The sequence below is a fragment of the Lactobacillus ultunensis DSM 16047 genome (assembly GCF_001436305.1).
Lineage (GTDB): Bacteria > Bacillota > Bacilli > Lactobacillales > Lactobacillaceae > Lactobacillus > Lactobacillus ultunensis.
Genome location: NZ_AZFO01000003.1, coordinates 22267 through 37930, shown reverse-complemented (window position 1 = coordinate 37930; position 15664 = coordinate 22267). Strand labels below are relative to the sequence as shown.

General features: G+C 37.9%; 30 protein-coding genes. All 30 read left to right on the top strand.

Going from position 1 to position 15664, the window contains the following annotated elements; translation table 11 throughout:
* The first annotated feature begins 15 nt into the window (after positions 1–15).
* The 30 genes from rplB (at position 16) to rplM (ending at position 15664) form a co-directional block, all read left to right on the top strand.
* Positions 16–852 carry a 50S ribosomal protein L2 gene (rplB, locus tag FC57_RS01500; RefSeq protein WP_040530000.1) on the top strand — a complete coding sequence of 279 codons (837 nt, stop codon included), beginning with the start codon at positions 16–18 and terminating at the stop codon, positions 850–852.
* An 18-nt stretch (positions 853–870) separates the two neighbouring features.
* Positions 871–1155: a 30S ribosomal protein S19 gene (gene rpsS / locus FC57_RS01495; protein ID WP_007126801.1), complete on the top strand. Its 285-nt coding sequence runs from the start codon at positions 871–873 to the stop codon at positions 1153–1155.
* 19 nt (positions 1156–1174) lie between these two features.
* A complete protein-coding gene (rplV, locus tag FC57_RS01490) occupies positions 1175–1528 on the top strand; it encodes a 50S ribosomal protein L22 (protein ID WP_003625788.1) in 354 nt (117 codons plus the stop codon).
* 13 nt (positions 1529–1541) lie between these two features.
* Entirely contained in the window at positions 1542–2216 is a 675-nt protein-coding gene (rpsC, locus tag FC57_RS01485) for a 30S ribosomal protein S3 (protein WP_007126802.1), read from the top strand.
* On the top strand, positions 2216–2656 hold the full coding sequence (gene rplP / locus FC57_RS01480) for a 50S ribosomal protein L16 (protein ID WP_007126803.1): 441 nt from the start codon (positions 2216–2218) through the stop codon (positions 2654–2656). Before rpsC ends, rplP begins: the two co-directional genes overlap by 1 nt.
* Positions 2646–2843, top strand: a complete 198-nt coding sequence (gene rpmC, locus FC57_RS01475; protein ID WP_003549032.1) for a 50S ribosomal protein L29 — start codon at positions 2646–2648, stop codon at positions 2841–2843. Before rplP ends, rpmC begins: the two co-directional genes overlap by 11 nt.
* Before the next feature lie 18 nt (positions 2844–2861).
* The gene (gene rpsQ, locus FC57_RS01470) at positions 2862–3128 is read left to right on the top strand and encodes a 30S ribosomal protein S17 (protein ID WP_005721626.1); all 267 of its coding nucleotides are present in this window, start codon (positions 2862–2864) and stop codon (positions 3126–3128) included.
* A gap of 31 nt (positions 3129–3159) precedes the next feature.
* A complete protein-coding gene (rplN, locus tag FC57_RS01465) occupies positions 3160–3528 on the top strand; it encodes a 50S ribosomal protein L14 (protein ID WP_007126804.1) in 369 nt (122 codons plus the stop codon).
* Positions 3529–3547: 19 nt separating this feature from the next.
* Positions 3548–3781 (top strand): 50S ribosomal protein L24, encoded by a 234-nt coding sequence (gene rplX / locus FC57_RS01460; RefSeq protein WP_007126805.1) that lies wholly within the window; start codon positions 3548–3550, stop codon positions 3779–3781.
* Positions 3782–3795: 14 nt separating this feature from the next.
* Positions 3796–4338, top strand: a complete 543-nt coding sequence (gene rplE, locus FC57_RS01455) for a 50S ribosomal protein L5 (RefSeq protein WP_007126806.1) — start codon at positions 3796–3798, stop codon at positions 4336–4338.
* 12 nt (positions 4339–4350) lie between these two features.
* Positions 4351–4536, top strand: a complete 186-nt coding sequence (locus tag FC57_RS01450; RefSeq protein ID WP_003549037.1) for a type Z 30S ribosomal protein S14 — start codon at positions 4351–4353, stop codon at positions 4534–4536.
* A 24-nt stretch (positions 4537–4560) separates the two neighbouring features.
* Positions 4561–4959 (top strand): 30S ribosomal protein S8, encoded by a 399-nt coding sequence (gene rpsH, locus FC57_RS01445; protein ID WP_003625802.1) that lies wholly within the window; start codon positions 4561–4563, stop codon positions 4957–4959.
* Between the two features lie 24 nt (positions 4960–4983).
* Complete coding sequence (gene rplF / locus FC57_RS01440; RefSeq protein WP_007126807.1) at positions 4984–5514, top strand: 50S ribosomal protein L6; 531 nt, start codon at positions 4984–4986, stop codon at positions 5512–5514.
* Positions 5515–5540: 26 nt separating this feature from the next.
* Positions 5541–5900 (top strand): 50S ribosomal protein L18, encoded by a 360-nt coding sequence (gene rplR / locus FC57_RS01435; RefSeq protein ID WP_007126808.1) that lies wholly within the window; start codon positions 5541–5543, stop codon positions 5898–5900.
* 17 nt (positions 5901–5917) lie between these two features.
* Positions 5918–6424, top strand: a complete 507-nt coding sequence (gene rpsE / locus FC57_RS01430; protein WP_007126809.1) for a 30S ribosomal protein S5 — start codon at positions 5918–5920, stop codon at positions 6422–6424.
* Positions 6425–6440: 16 nt separating this feature from the next.
* Positions 6441–6626 (top strand): 50S ribosomal protein L30, encoded by a 186-nt coding sequence (rpmD, locus tag FC57_RS01425; protein WP_007126810.1) that lies wholly within the window; start codon positions 6441–6443, stop codon positions 6624–6626.
* A 23-nt stretch (positions 6627–6649) separates the two neighbouring features.
* Complete coding sequence (gene rplO / locus FC57_RS01420; protein ID WP_007126811.1) at positions 6650–7090, top strand: 50S ribosomal protein L15; 441 nt, start codon at positions 6650–6652, stop codon at positions 7088–7090.
* Positions 7090–8385 (top strand): preprotein translocase subunit SecY, encoded by a 1296-nt coding sequence (gene secY, locus FC57_RS01415; RefSeq protein ID WP_007126812.1) that lies wholly within the window; start codon positions 7090–7092, stop codon positions 8383–8385. The genes rplO and secY overlap by 1 nt, the downstream gene beginning before the upstream one ends.
* Positions 8386–8395: 10 nt before the next feature.
* The gene (locus tag FC57_RS01410) at positions 8396–9052 is read left to right on the top strand and encodes an adenylate kinase (RefSeq protein ID WP_007126813.1); all 657 of its coding nucleotides are present in this window, start codon (positions 8396–8398) and stop codon (positions 9050–9052) included.
* Between the two features lie 73 nt (positions 9053–9125).
* Positions 9126–9347 carry a translation initiation factor IF-1 gene (gene infA / locus FC57_RS01405; protein ID WP_002878178.1) on the top strand — a complete coding sequence of 74 codons (222 nt, stop codon included), beginning with the start codon at positions 9126–9128 and terminating at the stop codon, positions 9345–9347.
* A gap of 16 nt (positions 9348–9363) precedes the next feature.
* Complete coding sequence (gene rpmJ / locus FC57_RS01400) at positions 9364–9480, top strand: 50S ribosomal protein L36 (protein ID WP_005721621.1); 117 nt, start codon at positions 9364–9366, stop codon at positions 9478–9480.
* 27 nt (positions 9481–9507) lie between these two features.
* Positions 9508–9858, top strand: a complete 351-nt coding sequence (rpsM, locus tag FC57_RS01395) for a 30S ribosomal protein S13 (protein ID WP_007126814.1) — start codon at positions 9508–9510, stop codon at positions 9856–9858.
* A gap of 24 nt (positions 9859–9882) precedes the next feature.
* Positions 9883–10272: a 30S ribosomal protein S11 gene (gene rpsK, locus FC57_RS01390; protein WP_003625817.1), complete on the top strand. Its 390-nt coding sequence runs from the start codon at positions 9883–9885 to the stop codon at positions 10270–10272.
* Positions 10273–10317: 45 nt separating this feature from the next.
* Complete coding sequence (locus FC57_RS01385; protein ID WP_007126815.1) at positions 10318–11256, top strand: DNA-directed RNA polymerase subunit alpha; 939 nt, start codon at positions 10318–10320, stop codon at positions 11254–11256.
* Between the two features lie 25 nt (positions 11257–11281).
* Positions 11282–11665 carry a 50S ribosomal protein L17 gene (gene rplQ, locus FC57_RS01380; RefSeq protein ID WP_007126816.1) on the top strand — a complete coding sequence of 128 codons (384 nt, stop codon included), beginning with the start codon at positions 11282–11284 and terminating at the stop codon, positions 11663–11665.
* A gap of 184 nt (positions 11666–11849) precedes the next feature.
* A complete protein-coding gene (locus FC57_RS01375) occupies positions 11850–12701 on the top strand; it encodes an energy-coupling factor transporter ATPase (RefSeq protein WP_007126817.1) in 852 nt (283 codons plus the stop codon).
* Positions 12677–13531, top strand: coding sequence for an energy-coupling factor transporter ATPase (locus FC57_RS01370; RefSeq protein WP_007126818.1), 855 nt, complete (start codon positions 12677–12679; stop codon positions 13529–13531). Before FC57_RS01375 ends, FC57_RS01370 begins: the two co-directional genes overlap by 25 nt.
* The gene (locus tag FC57_RS01365; RefSeq protein ID WP_007126819.1) at positions 13528–14325 is read left to right on the top strand and encodes an energy-coupling factor transporter transmembrane component T family protein; all 798 of its coding nucleotides are present in this window, start codon (positions 13528–13530) and stop codon (positions 14323–14325) included. The genes FC57_RS01370 and FC57_RS01365 overlap by 4 nt, the downstream gene beginning before the upstream one ends.
* Before the next feature lie 2 nt (positions 14326–14327).
* Complete coding sequence (truA, locus tag FC57_RS01360) at positions 14328–15116, top strand: tRNA pseudouridine(38-40) synthase TruA (RefSeq protein WP_007126820.1); 789 nt, start codon at positions 14328–14330, stop codon at positions 15114–15116.
* A gap of 104 nt (positions 15117–15220) precedes the next feature.
* A complete protein-coding gene (rplM, locus tag FC57_RS01355; RefSeq protein WP_007126821.1) occupies positions 15221–15664 on the top strand; it encodes a 50S ribosomal protein L13 in 444 nt (147 codons plus the stop codon).

Genomic DNA, 15664 nt, shown 5'->3' with positions numbered 1-15664 from the left:
TAGGAGGTCAGTCAATTGGCTATTAAGATTTACAAGCCAACCACGAATGGTCGTCGTCATATGACTTCTTCCGACTTTGCTGAGATTACCAAGACAAAGCCTGAAAAGACTTTACTTGAATCACAATCACATACTGCAGGTCGTAACTCATATGGTCATATCACTGTAAGACACCGTGGTGGTGGTCACAAACAAAAATACCGTATCATCGACTTTAAGCGTAATAAGGATAACGCAAAGGCAGTTGTAAAGGGTATCGAATACGATCCAAATAGAACTGCTAACATTGCTTTGCTTCACTACACTGATGGTATCAAGGCTTACATCTTGGCACCTAAGGGCTTAAAAGTTGGCGATGTTGTTGAATCAGGTGATTCAGTTGACATTAAGCCAGGTAACGCTTTAGAGTTAAAGAATATCCCAACTGGTACTTCAATTCACAACATTGAATTAAAGCCAGGTAAAGGTGGTCAACTTGTAAGAAGTGCTGGTGCTTCTGCTCAAGTTTTGGGTAATGATGGTGACTACACTTTAGTAAGATTACAAAGTGGTGAAGTTCGTAAGATTTTATCATCATGCCGTGCTACTGTTGGTATTGTTGGTAATGAACAACACTCATTAATTCAATTAGGTAAAGCTGGTCGTAAGCGTTGGTTAGGCAAGCGTCCTCAATCACGTGGTTCTGTAATGAACCCTAACGATCACCCACATGGTGGTGGTGAAGGTAAGGCTCCAGTTGGTCGTCCACAACCTATGACTCCATGGGGTAAGAAGGCACGTGGTATTAAGACTAGAGATACCAAGAAGGCCAGCGAGAAGTTAATCATTCGTCACCGTAAAGGTAGCAAGTAATAGAAGGAGGGTTAATTAATGAGCCGTAGTATTAAAAAAGGTCCTTTTGCTGATGCATCATTGTTAAAGAAGGTTGATGCACAAGCAAATGCAGATAAGAAGCAAGTTATTAAGACTTGGTCACGTCGTTCAACTATTTTCCCTTCCTTTGTTGGTTTGACTATAGCTGTTTACGATGGTAGAAAACATGTTCCAGTTTACATTACTGAAGACATGGTTGGTCATAAGTTAGGTGAATTTGTTCCAACAAGAACTTTCCACGGACACAGATCCACTGAAGATAAAGCCACAACACAAGCTTAGAGGAAGGAGAAACATCTAAATGGCAGAACAAATTAGTTCAGCTAAGGCTGAAGCAAGAACTGTTCGTATTGCTCCAAGAAAAGCTCGCTTAGTCGTTGACTTAATTCGTGGCAAGAGCGTTGCTGAAGCATTAGCAATCTTAGAATTTACGCCTAGAGCTGCTTCCCCAATCGTTGAAAAAGTTTTACGTTCAGCTATTGCTAACGCAGAACACAACTACGATCTCGAAAGTGCTAACCTTTACGTATCAGAAGCTTACGTAAACGAAGGTGCAACCTTGAAGAGATTCCGTCCACGTGCTAAGGGTATGGCTTCTCCAATTAACAAGAGAACCAGTCACGTAGTTGTAGTAGTTTCAGAAAAGAACGATTAAGGGAGGTATATTAATGGGTCAAAAGATTAACCCAAACGGTTTTCGTCTCGGTGTCATCCGTGATTGGGAATCAAAATGGTATGCTGACAAAGGATACAAAGAAAATTTAAACGAAGACCTTCGAATCAGAAAGTTTATTTCAGAAAAGTTGAAGGATGCTTCAGTATCCACTGTTGAAATTGAACGTGCAGCTAAGAGAATCAACATTTCAATTCATACTGCTAAGCCAGGTATGGTAATTGGTAAAGGTGGTTCTGAAGTTGAAGCTTTAAGAAAACAATTGAATGCTTTGACTGGTAAGCAAGTTCACATTAATATTGTCGAAATTAAGAAGCCAGATCTTGATGCTAAATTAGTAGCAGATGGTATTGCTCGTCAACTTGAAGCTCGTATTGCTTTCAGACGTGCTATGCGTCAAGCTACTCAAAGAGCTATGCGTGCTGGTGCCAAGGGTATTAAGGTTCAAACTTCAGGTCGTTTGAACGGTGCCGATATGGCAAGAAGAGAATGGCACACAGAAGGTCGTGTTCCATTACAAACTTTGAGAGCTGATATTGACTATGCTTGGGTAAATGCCTTCACTACTTATGGTGAAATTGGTGTTCAAGTATGGATTAACCGTGGTGAAATCTTACCTACTCGTAAGAATAAGCCAGCTTCAAAGCCAGCGAAGGGAGGAAATAAATAATGCCTTTAGTACCAAAACGAGTAAAACACCGTCGTGAATTCCGTGGTAAGATGCGTGGTGCTGCTAAAGGTGGTAAATATATTGCCTTTGGTGACTATGGTCTTGAAGCCCTCGAATCACACTGGATTACTAACCGTCAAATCGAAGCTGCCCGTGTTGCTATGACACGTTACATGAAGCGTGGCGGTAAGGTTTGGATTAGAATTTTCCCTCAAAAGTCATACACTGCTAAAGGTGTTGGTGTACGTATGGGTTCTGGTAAAGGTGCACCAGCAGGTTGGGTAGCTGTAGTTAAGAGAGAAAAGATTATGTTTGAAATTGGTGGTGTTGATGAAGCAACTGCTCGTGAAGCTTTACGTCTTGCTTCAACTAAGTTACCAATTAAGACTAAGTTTGTAACTAGAAGTTCGGAAGTAGGTGGCGAATCTAATGAAGGCTAAAGATATCAGAGCATTAACCACTGATGAAATGTTAGAAAAAGAAAAGCAATATAAAGAAGAGCTCTTTAATTTGCGTTTCCAACAAGCAACGGGTCAATTAGAAAATACCGCTCGCTTGAGCAAAGTCCGCAAGAATATCGCCAGAATTAAGACTATTCTGAGCGAAAAAGCGTTAGAAAACAATTAATGGAAGGGAGCTATTAACTTGAGCGAAACAAACGAAAGAAATCGTCGTCACGTATACCAAGGTCGTGTAGTTTCTGATAAGATGGACAAGACTATTGTTGTAGTTGTTGACACTTACAAGAACCACCCTGTTTACAACAAGCGTATTAGATATTCAAAGAAGTACTACGCACAAGACGAAAATAACGAAGCTAAAGTTGGCGATACTGTACGTATCATGGAAACCCGTCCATTATCTCGTAAGAAGCGCTTCCGTTTAGTAAAGATTGTTAAGAAATCTGTTTAGTTTGCGGATTTAGTGAGGGGAGGATTACACAGTGATTCAAAACGAATCCCGTTTAAAGGTTGCTGATAACTCTGGTGCCAGAGAACTTTTAGTTATTAGAGTCTTAGGTGGTTCAAAGCGTAAGACTGGTAACATCGGTGACATCGTAGTATGTACTGTTAAACAAGCAACACCAGGTGGCGTTGTCAAAAAGGGCGACGTTGTAAAAGCTGTTATTGTTAGAACCAAATCAGGTGCACGTCGTGAAGATGGTTCATACATCAAATTCGACGAAAATGCTGGCGTAATTATTAACGCAGATAAGAGCCCACGTGGTACTCGTATCTTTGGGCCAGTTGCACGTGAGTTACGTGAGCACGACTTTATGAAGATCGTCTCTCTTGCTCCTGAAGTCTTATAATTGATAGTGAGGTGCACTGATGTTCGTTAAAACTGGTGACAAAGTAAAAGTTATTGCCGGAAAAGATAAGGGTAAGGAAGGTACTGTTCTTTCTGTTAACGTTAAGAAGAACCGCGTAGTTGTTAAGGGCGTTAACAAGATTAAGAAGCACCAAAAGCCTTCTCAAGCCAACGCTAATGGTGGTGTAGTTGAATCAGAAGGTTCAATTCACGCATCAAACGTTAAAGTAATTAGTAAAAAAGAAGATAAGTAGAAGGGAGGACACAAATGGCAAGTTATTTAGCTGAAGAATACAAAGAAAAAGTAGCTCCTGCATTAGAAGAAAAGTTTAACTACAGCTCATCAATGCAAATCCCTAAGATCGATAAGATCGTTTTGAACATGGGTGTTGGTGACGCTGTTTCTAACGCCAAGAACTTGGACGAAGCTGTTGAAGAATTAACTTTGATTTCAGGCCAAAAGCCATTAATTACTAAGGCTAAGAAGTCAATCGCTAACTTCCGTTTACGTGAAGGTATGTCTATCGGTGCTAAGGTTACTCTTAGAGGAGACAGAATGTATGACTTCTTATACAAGTTAATCAATGTTTCTCTTCCACGTGTTCGTGACTTCCGTGGTGTATCAACTCGTTCATTTGATGGTCGTGGTAACTACACTTTAGGTGTTAAGGAACAATTGATTTTCCCAGAAATCGATTTTGATAAGGTTAACCGTACTAGAGGTTTAGACATTGTTATTGTAACTACTGCCAATACTGATGAAGAAGCTCGTGAACTTTTGAGTCAATTTGGTATGCCGTTTGCAAGATAGTGGAGGACATTAATGGCTAAAACATCACAAAAAATCAGAAATCGTCGTCCTGCTAAGTTCTCTTCACGCGAATATACACGTTGCGAGAGATGTGGTCGTCCACACTCCGTATACCGTAAATTCGGTTTATGCCGTATTTGCTTAAAGGAATTAGCACACAAGGGTCAAATCCCTGGTCTTAAAAAGGCTAGTTGGTAGTATACGGTTAGGAGGATAGCTTAAATGGTCATGACAGATCCAATCGCAGATTACTTGACTAGAATCAGAAATGCCAACATGGCAAAACACGATTCAGTTGAAATTCCTGCATCAAACATTAAAAAGTCAATTTCAGAGATTTTGAAGCGTGAAGGTTTCATCCGTGATTACGAAGTTGCAGATGACAACAAACAAGGCGTTATCAAGGTATTTTTGAAATATGGTCCAAATGGAGAACGTGTCATTTCAGGTTTGAAGCGTATTTCTAAGCCAGGTCTTAGAAATTACGTTAGCGCTGAAGACTTACCTAAAGTTCTCAATGGCTTGGGCATTGCCATCGTTTCTACTTCTGCTGGTGTTATTACCGACAAGGAAGCAAGACAAAAGAACGTTGGCGGCGAAGTAATTGCCTACGTTTGGTAATACTGACAGAAAGGAGAACAATCAATGAGCCGAATCGGTTTAAAGACTATTGAAGTCCCTGACAGTGTCACTGTTACCAAAGAAGGCGACAACATTACTGTTAAGGGCCCTAAGGGTGAATTAACTAGATACTTCGATCCAAAGATCACTTTTGAACAAAAAGATGGTAAGATCAACTTCTCACGTTCAAGTGAAAATGATAAAGCACTTCACGGTACTGAAAGAGCTAACTTGGCTTCAATGATCGAAGGTGTAGTTGATGGTTACAAGAAGAATTTGAAGTTAATCGGTGTTGGTTACCGTGCACAAGCACAAGGCAACAAGATTACTTTAAATGTTGGTTACTCACACCCAGTTGTATTGACTGCACCAGAAGGTGTATCAGTAAAGGCAACTTCAGCAACTGATGTAGAAGTTGAAGGTGTTTCAAAACAAGATGTAGGTCAATTTGCAGCTGAAATCCGCGCCGTACGTCCACCAGAACCTTACAAGGGTAAAGGTATTCGTTATGTTGACGAATATGTACGTCGTAAGGAAGGTAAGACTGGTAAGTAATAAGTAGTTATTTTTGAGGTGAAATTGTGATTTCTAAACCAGATAAAAACAAGTTACGCTTAAAGCGTCACAAACGTATTCGTGGTAAAATTTCTGGTACTGCTGAGCGCCCACGCTTAAGCATTTTTCGTTCAAATAAAAACATCTACGCTCAATTAATTGATGACGTAGCGGGTGTTACGCTTGCAAGCGCCTCAACTTTGGATGAAAACGTATCAGAAGATGCAACTAAGGTAGAACAAGCTGCTGCTGTAGGTAAGGCAATTGCCGAAGCTGCAAAGGCAAAGAACATTTCTACTGTTGTATTTGACAGAAGTGGTTACTTATACCACGGCCGTATTCAAGCATTAGCTGATGCTGCTCGTGAAAACGGATTAGATTTCTAGGAAAGGAGAATTAACACATGGCAAACCGCAATGATTCTCGTAATAATCGCAGAAACAAAGATGATATCGAAGATCAATTAGTCGCTGTCAACCGTATTACTAAGGTTGTTAAAGGTGGCCGTCGCATGAGATTTGCTGCTCTTGTTGTTGTTGGCGACAAGAAAGGCCGTGTAGGTTTTGGTACTGGTAAAGCTCAAGAAGTCCCAGAAGCAATCCGTAAGGCTGTAGAAGACGGTAAGAAGAAAATGATCAACGTACCTAAAGTTGGTACTACTATTCCTCATGAAGTTATTGGTCACTACGGTTCAGGTCACATTTTGTTAAAACCTGCTGAAGCTGGTTCTGGTGTTGCTGCTGGTGGTGCCGTACGTATTGTTATGGACATGGCTGGTATCTCAGACGTAACTTCAAAGTCACTTGGTTCTAATACACCAATCAACGTTGTTCGTGCTACTATCGATGGCTTGAAGAAGCTTAGAACTAGCGAAGAAGTTAATAAGCTTCGTCAACCTGAAAGAGCTTAGATTAGGGAGATCATAGATGACTGATTTAAAGATTACTTTAATTAGAAGTGTTGCTCACCGTCTACCTAAGCAAAGACAAATCGTTAAAGCTCTCGGTTTAGGTAGAGTAGATAGTACTGTTGTTCTTCCAGACAACGCTGCTACTCGTGGTGCATTATTGAAAATTGCTCACTTAATCTCTGTTGAAGAGATTAATAAATAAGATATCAAGGAGGTGCCAAATTAATGAAGCTTCATGAATTACAATCTGCTGAAGGCTCACGTCGCAATAGAAAACGTGTTGGTCGTGGTACTTCAAGTGGTTACGGTAAGACTTCTGGCCGTGGTCAAAAGGGTCAATTAGCTCGTCAAGGCGGTCATACCCGTTTGGGTTTTGAAGGTGGTCAAATGCCATTATTCAGAACTATGCCAAAACGTGGTTTTAAGAACATTAACCGTAAAGAATATGCAATTGTAAATTTGGATGACTTAAATAAGTTCAAAGACGGCAGTGAAGTAACTGTTGCAACTCTCAAGGAAAATGGTTTGGTAAAGAAAGAATTATCAGGCGTTAAGTTACTTGGCAACGGTGAATTGAAAGTTAAATTGACTGTAAAGGTTAATAAGGTTTCCGCAGCTGCTAAGAAAGCAGTTGAAGCCGCTGGCGGAACTGTTGAGGTGATCTAATGTTTTCGACCTTGAAGAACGCCTTTAAGGATAAAGAAATTAGAAATAAGATTTATTTCACACTCTTTATTCTTTTGTTATACCGGATCGGTGCTAACATTACTGTACCCGGTGTTAATGCAAAGGCGATCACGCAGGTTGCTCAAACTGGACTGGTTCCGATGCTGGATACTGTATCTGGTGGTGGACTAGATAACTATTCAATATTTTCTCTTGGGGTTTCGCCTTACATTACTGCTCAAATTGTAATTCAATTATTACAAATGGACATTGTTCCTACATTAGTTGAGTGGGGCAAGCAAGGTGAAGTTGGACGTCGTAAAACCAATCAAGTTACTCGATATTTGACTTTGGTTGTTGCCTTTGTTCAGAGTATTGGTATTACATTAGGTTTTAATGCTCTAACTCAGATGGGTTTGGTTAAGAATCAAACACCACAAACTTATATAGAAATTGCTATTATTATGACTGCTGGTACCATGTTATTGACATGGTTAGGTGATGAGATCACCGATAAAGGTTTAGGCAATGGGGTATCAGTAATTATCTTTGCTGGTATTATTGCAAGATTACCAAGTGGTTTATGGCAAATCTATAAAGAAGAAATTATTAATAATAGTGCCAGTGATCGTTGGCAAGGTATTTTGTTCTTCATCGCGGTTATAGTTGCAATCCTTATCGTAACTCAATTAGTTACATGGGTTGAACAAGCTGATCGTCGTATTCCTATTCAATACACAAGAAGAGCGACGATTAGTGGTTCTGAAAGTTTTCTACCATTAAAAGTTAATGTATCTGGAGTTATTCCAGTTATTTTCGCCAGTTCGTTTATCGTTACACCGGCAACAATTTTAATGGCCTTTCAAAGAACCCAAGGCGACCAACAATGGTTTAAAGTAATGAACCAAATCTTTAGCTTACAAACCACCCCTGGTGTTATCATCTACACCCTTTTGATTATTTTATTTACATTCTTCTATGCTTTTGTACAGGTTAACCCTGAGAAGCTAGCAGAAAACTTACAAAAACAAGGTGCTTATATTCCTAGCGTTTGGCCAGGAAAGGATACCCAGAATTATGTATCGAAAATGTTGATTAAATTATCAACTGTTGGTTCAATATTTTTAGGCTTAGTTGCTCTGTTGCCTCAATTGGCCACTAACTTTTGGAATCTCCCAAGTTCCATTGGTTTAGGAGGAACAAGTCTTTTAATTGTGATTGGGGTTGTTCTTGAGTTGTCTCGTCAAATTAACGGCTTGTTAATGAAGAGAGAATATGTTGGATTCATCAGATAGGAACGGATAAATGATTAACTTAATTCTTTTAGGCTTACCTGGTGCTGGTAAAGGTACTGCATCAGAGAGAATCGTCGATAAATATCACTTAACTCATATTTCAACTGGAGATATGTTTAGGGAAGCAATGGCAAATAAGACTAAGGTTGGTCTTGAAGCCAAAAGCTATATTGACAAAGGTAATTTAGTACCAGATGAAGTTACTGCTAAATTAGTTGAAGAACGTTTAAGTCAACCTGATATTAAAGAAGGCTATATCTTAGATGGTTTTCCAAGAACTACTGTACAAGCAGAACTTTTGGAAGGAATTACCAAGCGTTTAAAGAAACCTTTGACTAATGTTATTGCGCTTGAAGTTGACGAAGAAACTTTAATTAAGCGTTTATCAGCAAGATACATGTGTAAGAATTGTGGTGCTACATATAACAAGATTTCTAAACAACCTAAGGTTGAAGGAACTTGCGATCGTTGTGGTGGTCATGAATTTTATCAACGTGAAGATGATAAGCCAGAAGTTGTTAAGAATCGTCTTGAAGTTAATGAAAAGATGAATGCGCCTTTGAAAGACTTTTATCAAAAGAAAGGTTTGCTTACTGTAATTAATGGTAAACAAACTCCAGAAAAAGTCTTTGAAGACATTGATGCGGTATTGAGTAACAATCAATAAAAGAAAAATTTGTATAATTTTTTATCCGTGTTATACTTTCAAAGTATGACTGTTTAATTGCGGAGGAACAACTTTGGCAAAAGATGATGTCATTGAAGTAGAAGGTAAGGTAGTTGATACCTTACCTAATGCTATGTTTAAAGTTGAATTAGAAAATGGAGCTACTATTTTGGCACATGTTTCCGGTAAGATTAGAATGCATTATATCCGTATCTTACCAGGAGACCGTGTAACAGTTGAATTGTCTCCATACGATTTAACTAAAGGTAGAATTACGTATCGGTTTATAAAGTAATATAACGGAGGGAAACATGAAGGTTAGACCATCTGTTAAACCAATGTGTGAACATTGTAAAGTTATTAAGAGACATGGCCGTGTTATGGTAATTTGCTCAGCAAATCCAAAGCACAAGCAACGTCAAGGTTAATAGATAGAGAAAGAGGAGGTGTAGTTTATGGCTCGTATTGCTGGTGTTGACTTACCAAGAGATAAAAGAGTCGTTGTCGCTTTGACCTACATTTATGGTATTGGTGACGCAACTGCTAAGAAGATTTGTGCTGATGCTGGTGTGTCTGAAGACGTTCGTTCAAAGGATTTAACTCCAGAAGATCAAGAAAAGCTTCGTACTGAAGTCGACAAGTACCGTGTTGAAGGTGACTTACGTCGTGAAGTAAGTATGAACATTAAGCGCTTAGTTGATATTGGTTCTTATCGTGGTATTCGTCACCGCCGTGGACTTCCAGTTCGTGGTCAAAATACCAAGAATAATGCTCGTACTCGTAAGGGTACTAAGAGAAACCGTTAATTTTATTTATAAGGAGGTTTATTGATGCCTGCAAAGAAAACAGCACGTAAGCGTCGTGTGAAGAAGCATGTTGAAAGCGGTGTGGCTCACATTCACTCAACGTTTAATAATACTTTAGTCATGATTACTGACGTTCAAGGTAATGCAGTTGCTTGGTCTTCAGCTGGTGCATTGGGCTTTAAGGGTAGTCGTAAGTCTACTCCATTTGCAGCTCAAATGGCAGCAGAAGCAGCAGCTAAGAGTGCAATGGACCAAGGTATGAAACATGTAGAAGTTTCTGTTAAAGGTCCTGGTGCTGGTCGTGAATCTGCTATTAGATCACTTCAAGCAACTGGTCTTGAAATTACTGCAATTCGTGACGTTACGCCAGTTCCCCACAATGGTTCCAGACCACCAAAACGTCGTCGTGTTTAATTTTGTCCTTGATATAGGACGTTACGTTTTGAAAGGGGCCCAGTAATGATTGAATTTGAAAAACCAAATATTACCGTTGTTGAACAAGAAGATTCTTACGGTAAGTTTGTTGTTGAACCACTTGAGCGAGGCTTTGGTACTACTTTAGGTAATTCTTTAAGAAGAGTTTTACTTACTTCTATTCCAGGTACTGGACTTGTTTATGTGCAAATTGATGGCGTTTTACACGAGTTCTCAACAGTTCCTGGCGTCAGAGAAGATGTAACCAAGATTATTCTGAATTTAAAGAAGCTAGAATTAAAGTCTCTTTCAGATGAACAAAAGGTTATTGAATTAGACGTTGAAGGTCCTGCCACAGTGACTGCTGATGATCTTAAAGTTGATGCAGACGTTCAAGTCTTAAATCCGGATCAATATATTTGTACCATTGCTGAAGGTGGACACTTGCATATGGAACTCGCCGTAAAAAATGGTAGGGGTTATGTAACTGCAAGTGACAATAAGAGTGATGACATGCCAATCGGAGTAATTCCTGTTGATTCTCTGTTCTCACCAATTAAGAAAGTTAATTACCAAGTTGAATCAACTCGTGTCGGTAAGAGAGACGACTTTGACAAGCTCACTTTTGAGATTTGGACTGACGGTTCAATCAAGCCTAATGACGCCCTTAGTTTTGCTGCTAAGATTTTAGTTGAACATTTCAAGGTATTTGAATCAGCGGATGCAAATACTAAATTCAGCGAAGTAATGGTGGAAAAGGAAGACGATAAGAAAGAAAAGAAACTCGAAATGACAATTGAAGAGTTAGATCTTTCTGTTCGCTCATATAACTGCCTGAAACGTGCTGGCATTAACACTCTTCAAGAGTTAACTGATAAGACAGAGTCAGACATGATGCGTGTACGTAACTTAGGACGTAAATCATTGGAAGAAGTTAAGAATAAATTAGCCGACTTAGGTCTTTCACTTCGTCAAGAAGACTAAGTAGGTAAATAAAGGAGGCAAACCCATGGCATACCGTAAATTAGGTCGCGATAGTGCTCACAGAAAAGCAATGCTGAGAGAAATGACTACTCAATTAATCATGAACGAACGCATTGTTACTACTGAAACTCGTGCTAAAGAAGTTCGCAAGACTGCCGAAAAGATGATCACTTTAGGTAAACGCGGCGATTTAGCTTCAAGAAGAAAGGCTGCAGCATTTGTACGTGACGAAGTTGCAGATATTCACGAAGAAAAGGATGCAGTTGTTGTTAAGTCAGCTTTGCAAAAGCTTTTCAGTGATGTAGCACCTCGTTACAAGGACCGTAATGGTGGTTACACCAGAATTTTGAAGTTAGCTATTCCTCGTAAAGGTGACGCTGCTCCAATGGTTATTCTTGAATTAGTTTAATTTATAATAATCACAACTTAATACGTATTAAGAATTATCCATGAAAGTGAGAATAAGCGTAAAGATGATGGCGAAAGCTTAGTCTAGCTTAGATGATGAAAATCATCCCTCTTCATGGGTGATTTTTTTTGCTCTTTTTTCTGTTACAATTACTATTAAGTGATTTAAAAGAGGGAGTGAAATGATGCCTATTAATGATGCAATTATTTTTCAAAATGTTAGATTTACATATCCTGAAACTAAAGGACCAGTTTTGAAGAATGTTAGTTTTAAGGTGAAAAAGGGTACATGGATTTCTTTAATAGGTCACAATGGCAGTGGTAAGTCAACAATATCTAAATTAGTCAATGGTTTGCTTTTACCTGATTCTAATTCTCATAGTCAAATATCTGTTGCAGGTTTAAATTTAAATTCAAAAAATATTTGGAATATTCGAGAGAAAGTTGGTATAGTTTTTCAAAATCCAGATAATCAATTTGTAGGAGCAACTGTGGGTGATGATGTAGCCTTTGGTTTAGAAAACCGTGGTGTATCTAGACAAAAAATGATAAAAATTGTCAAACAAGTTTTATCTGAGGTAGGTATGCTTGATTATATTGATGCAGAACCTGCTAATCTTTCAGGTGGTCAAAAACAAAGAGTTGCCATTGCAGGAATTTTAGCAGTAGAACCTGAAATAATTATTTTGGATGAATCAACTTCGATGTTGGATCCTAGTGGACGAGCTCAAATTCTTAAGATAATTAGACGTTTAATGAAAGCAAAAGATTTGACTATTCTCTCTATTACACATGATATTGATGAAGCAAGTATGGCTGATGATGTTATTGTGTTAAATGATGGACAAATTCTTGATCAAGATACGCCTTTGAACATTTTTAGCAAAGTAGAAATGTTACAAAGAATAGGATTAGATATACCTTTTGTAGAAAAATTAAAATTAAAATTAAAAGAAATGGGTATCAAGATCCCTAAAGAATTACAAACGAAAGATGAGTTGAAGCAATATCTATGTCAATTAGATTTGAAAAAGTAGATTATATTTATTCTCCAGGAACTTCAATGGAAAAAAAGGGCTTGGATAATGTTTCCTTTGAGTTGAGTGATAATAGTTTTATTGCCTTGATTGGTCATACAGGTAGTGGTAAGTCTACATTAATGCAACATTTTAATGCTTTATTAAAACCAAGTTCAGGTTCAATTGACATAGCAGGCTATCATATTACACCCCAAACTACTAATAAAAATTTGAAGGATCTGCGTCGAGAAGTCAGTTTAGTATTTCAATTTCCAGAAACTCAATTGTTTGAAAATACAGTTTTAGAAGATATAGAATTTGGACCTAAAAATTTTGGAGCTAATGAAGAAGAAGCTAAGCATAAAGCTATTAAATGGTTAAAAAGAGTAGGATTATCTAAGGACATTGCTTCAAAATCTCCATTTGAGCTATCTGGAGGTCAAATGAGACGTGTTGCTATTGCAGGGGTTATGGCAATAGAGCCACAAATTCTTTGCTTGGATGAGCCTGCAGCTGGTCTTGATCCGCATTCTAGAAAAGAAATGATGAAGTTATTCGTGGAATATCAAAAAGCGGGGCATACGGTTATTTTAGTTACACATAATATGGATGATGTGGCTGAATTTGCTGATGATGTTTTGGTTATGGAACATGGTAAATTAATCAAACATGATCAACCGCGTGCAATATTTGCAAATCCAAAATGGTTGAAAGATCATTATTTATCTGAGCCGACTGCGAGTGCATTTGCATCAGAATTAACTAATTTCAAATTTAAACATAAGCCATTAACATTAGATCAATTGGTTGATGGAATTGCCCAAAACATAAAGGGGGAAATCTTATGAGTAAGATAATTGTTGGCCGATATATCCCAGGAAATTCTCTTATTTATAAAATGGACCCTAGAGGTAAATTATTAGTTACAATTCTGTTTATTTTTGCAATTTTTCTAGCTAATAATCCTGTAACTTATGGTATTGTTACTGTCTTTTGTTTAATGGCTGTGATTGTAACTGGATTAAATGCAAAAGTCTTTTGGAATGGTGTAAAACCATTAATTGGCCTAATCTTTTTTACTTCCCTATTACAGTTATTTTTTATGACTGGTGGGCATGTTTTTTGGCAGTGGGGAATATTTGCTATTTCCAGCTATGGATTAATTAATGCCGCATATATTTTTATTCGATTTACTCTTATTATTTTAATTTCAACTGTAATGACGGTCACGACAATGCCATTGGAAATTGCAGATGCAATGGAATGGTTGCTTAAACCATTAAGTATATTTAAAGTGCCAGTGGATAAAATTGCATTAGTAATTTCTATTGCATTACGATTTGTACCTACATTATTTGATGAAACGCTAAAGATTATGAATGCTCAAAGATCTCGTGGTGCAGATTTTAATGATGGCGGTTTAATTAAAAGGGCCAAAGCAATAACGCCTATTTTAGTGCCATTATTTATTCATTCATTGGAAACCGCAATTGATCTTTCGACTGCGATGGAATCACGTGGATATCGGGGTAGTGAAGGACGCACCAAGTATCGTGTATTGAATTGGTCAAAATATGATTTAATCTCTTTAACGTATTTTGTACTTTTAGTAGGATTATTATTAATTTTTAGGACACATTAATTATGTTAACTAGATATAAAATGACGATGGCCTATGATGGACATCTTTTTCATGGATTTCAACTGCAACCTGATCAACGAACAGTACAAGGAACTGTTGAAGATGCGTTAAAGAAAATGACTAAAGGAAAACGCGTTATAGTTCAAGGATCTGGACGAACTGATGCGGGAGTTCATGCTATAGGCCAAGTAATTCATTTTGATTATCCAGGAAAAACTATTCCTGCTAATAGAATGATTTTAGCAATGAATTCGATGATGCCTATGGATATTATTTTCAATAAGTGTCAAATTGTAGATGAAGACTTCCATGCTAGATATTCTATTAAAGGGAAATGGTACCGATATCGCGTGAGTTTGGATCATTTTGTGAATCCTTTTAAACGTTTTTATACAGGCCATTTTCCATATCAATTGAATATTTCTAAAATGCAAGAGGCAGCTCGTGATTTGTTAGGAAAACATGACTTTACCAGTTTTGCCGCAAGTGGTGGTCAAATTGAAGATAAAGTTAGAACTATTTATTACGTTAATATTGAAAAAGACGAGAAAGAAAATGAAGTAATCTTTGATTTTATTGGTTCTGGTTTTCTGTATAACATGGTACGAATTATGGTTGCTGCACTTTTAGAAATAGGTAATGGACGCCGACCTATTCATGATTTAAAGCGGGTCATATCTGCTAAAGATAGACAAGAAGTAAGGCAGACGGCACAGGCAAGTGGACTTTATCTTTACCATGTTTTTTACGAAGATATACCACAAAAATATCGTCAGGACCAGCATTTATAATTGACTTTTTTCTTAAAAGGACGTACTCTAGTATAGTATGTTTGTCCACGATAGGCCCCGGAAACTTATTGTTTTCAAACTGCAAATAAACGGAGGAATTTAAATTGCGTACTACACCATTAGCAAAATCTAGTGAAATTGAACGTAAGTGGTACATTATTGATGCAACTGACGTATCTCTTGGTCGTCTTTCTGCAGCTGTAGCCACTATTTTGAGAGGTAAGAACAAGCCTCAATACACACCTAATGTTGATACCGGTGACAATGTTATTGTTGTCAACGCTTCAAAGATTAAGTTGACTGGTAAAAAGGCTTCAGACAAGATTTACTACCACCACTCAGAATGGCGCGGTGGCTTAAAAGCTGTTTCATACGGCGAGTTGCTTGCTAATAACTCAGTAAAGATGGTTGAAATCTCAGTTAAGGGCATGCTTCCAAAGAATACTCTTGGTCACCAAGAATTCATGAAGATGCACGTTTATGCTGGTGAAGATCACAAGCATGAAGCACAAAAGCCTGAAAAGTTAGATATTAACAAGTTAATCTAG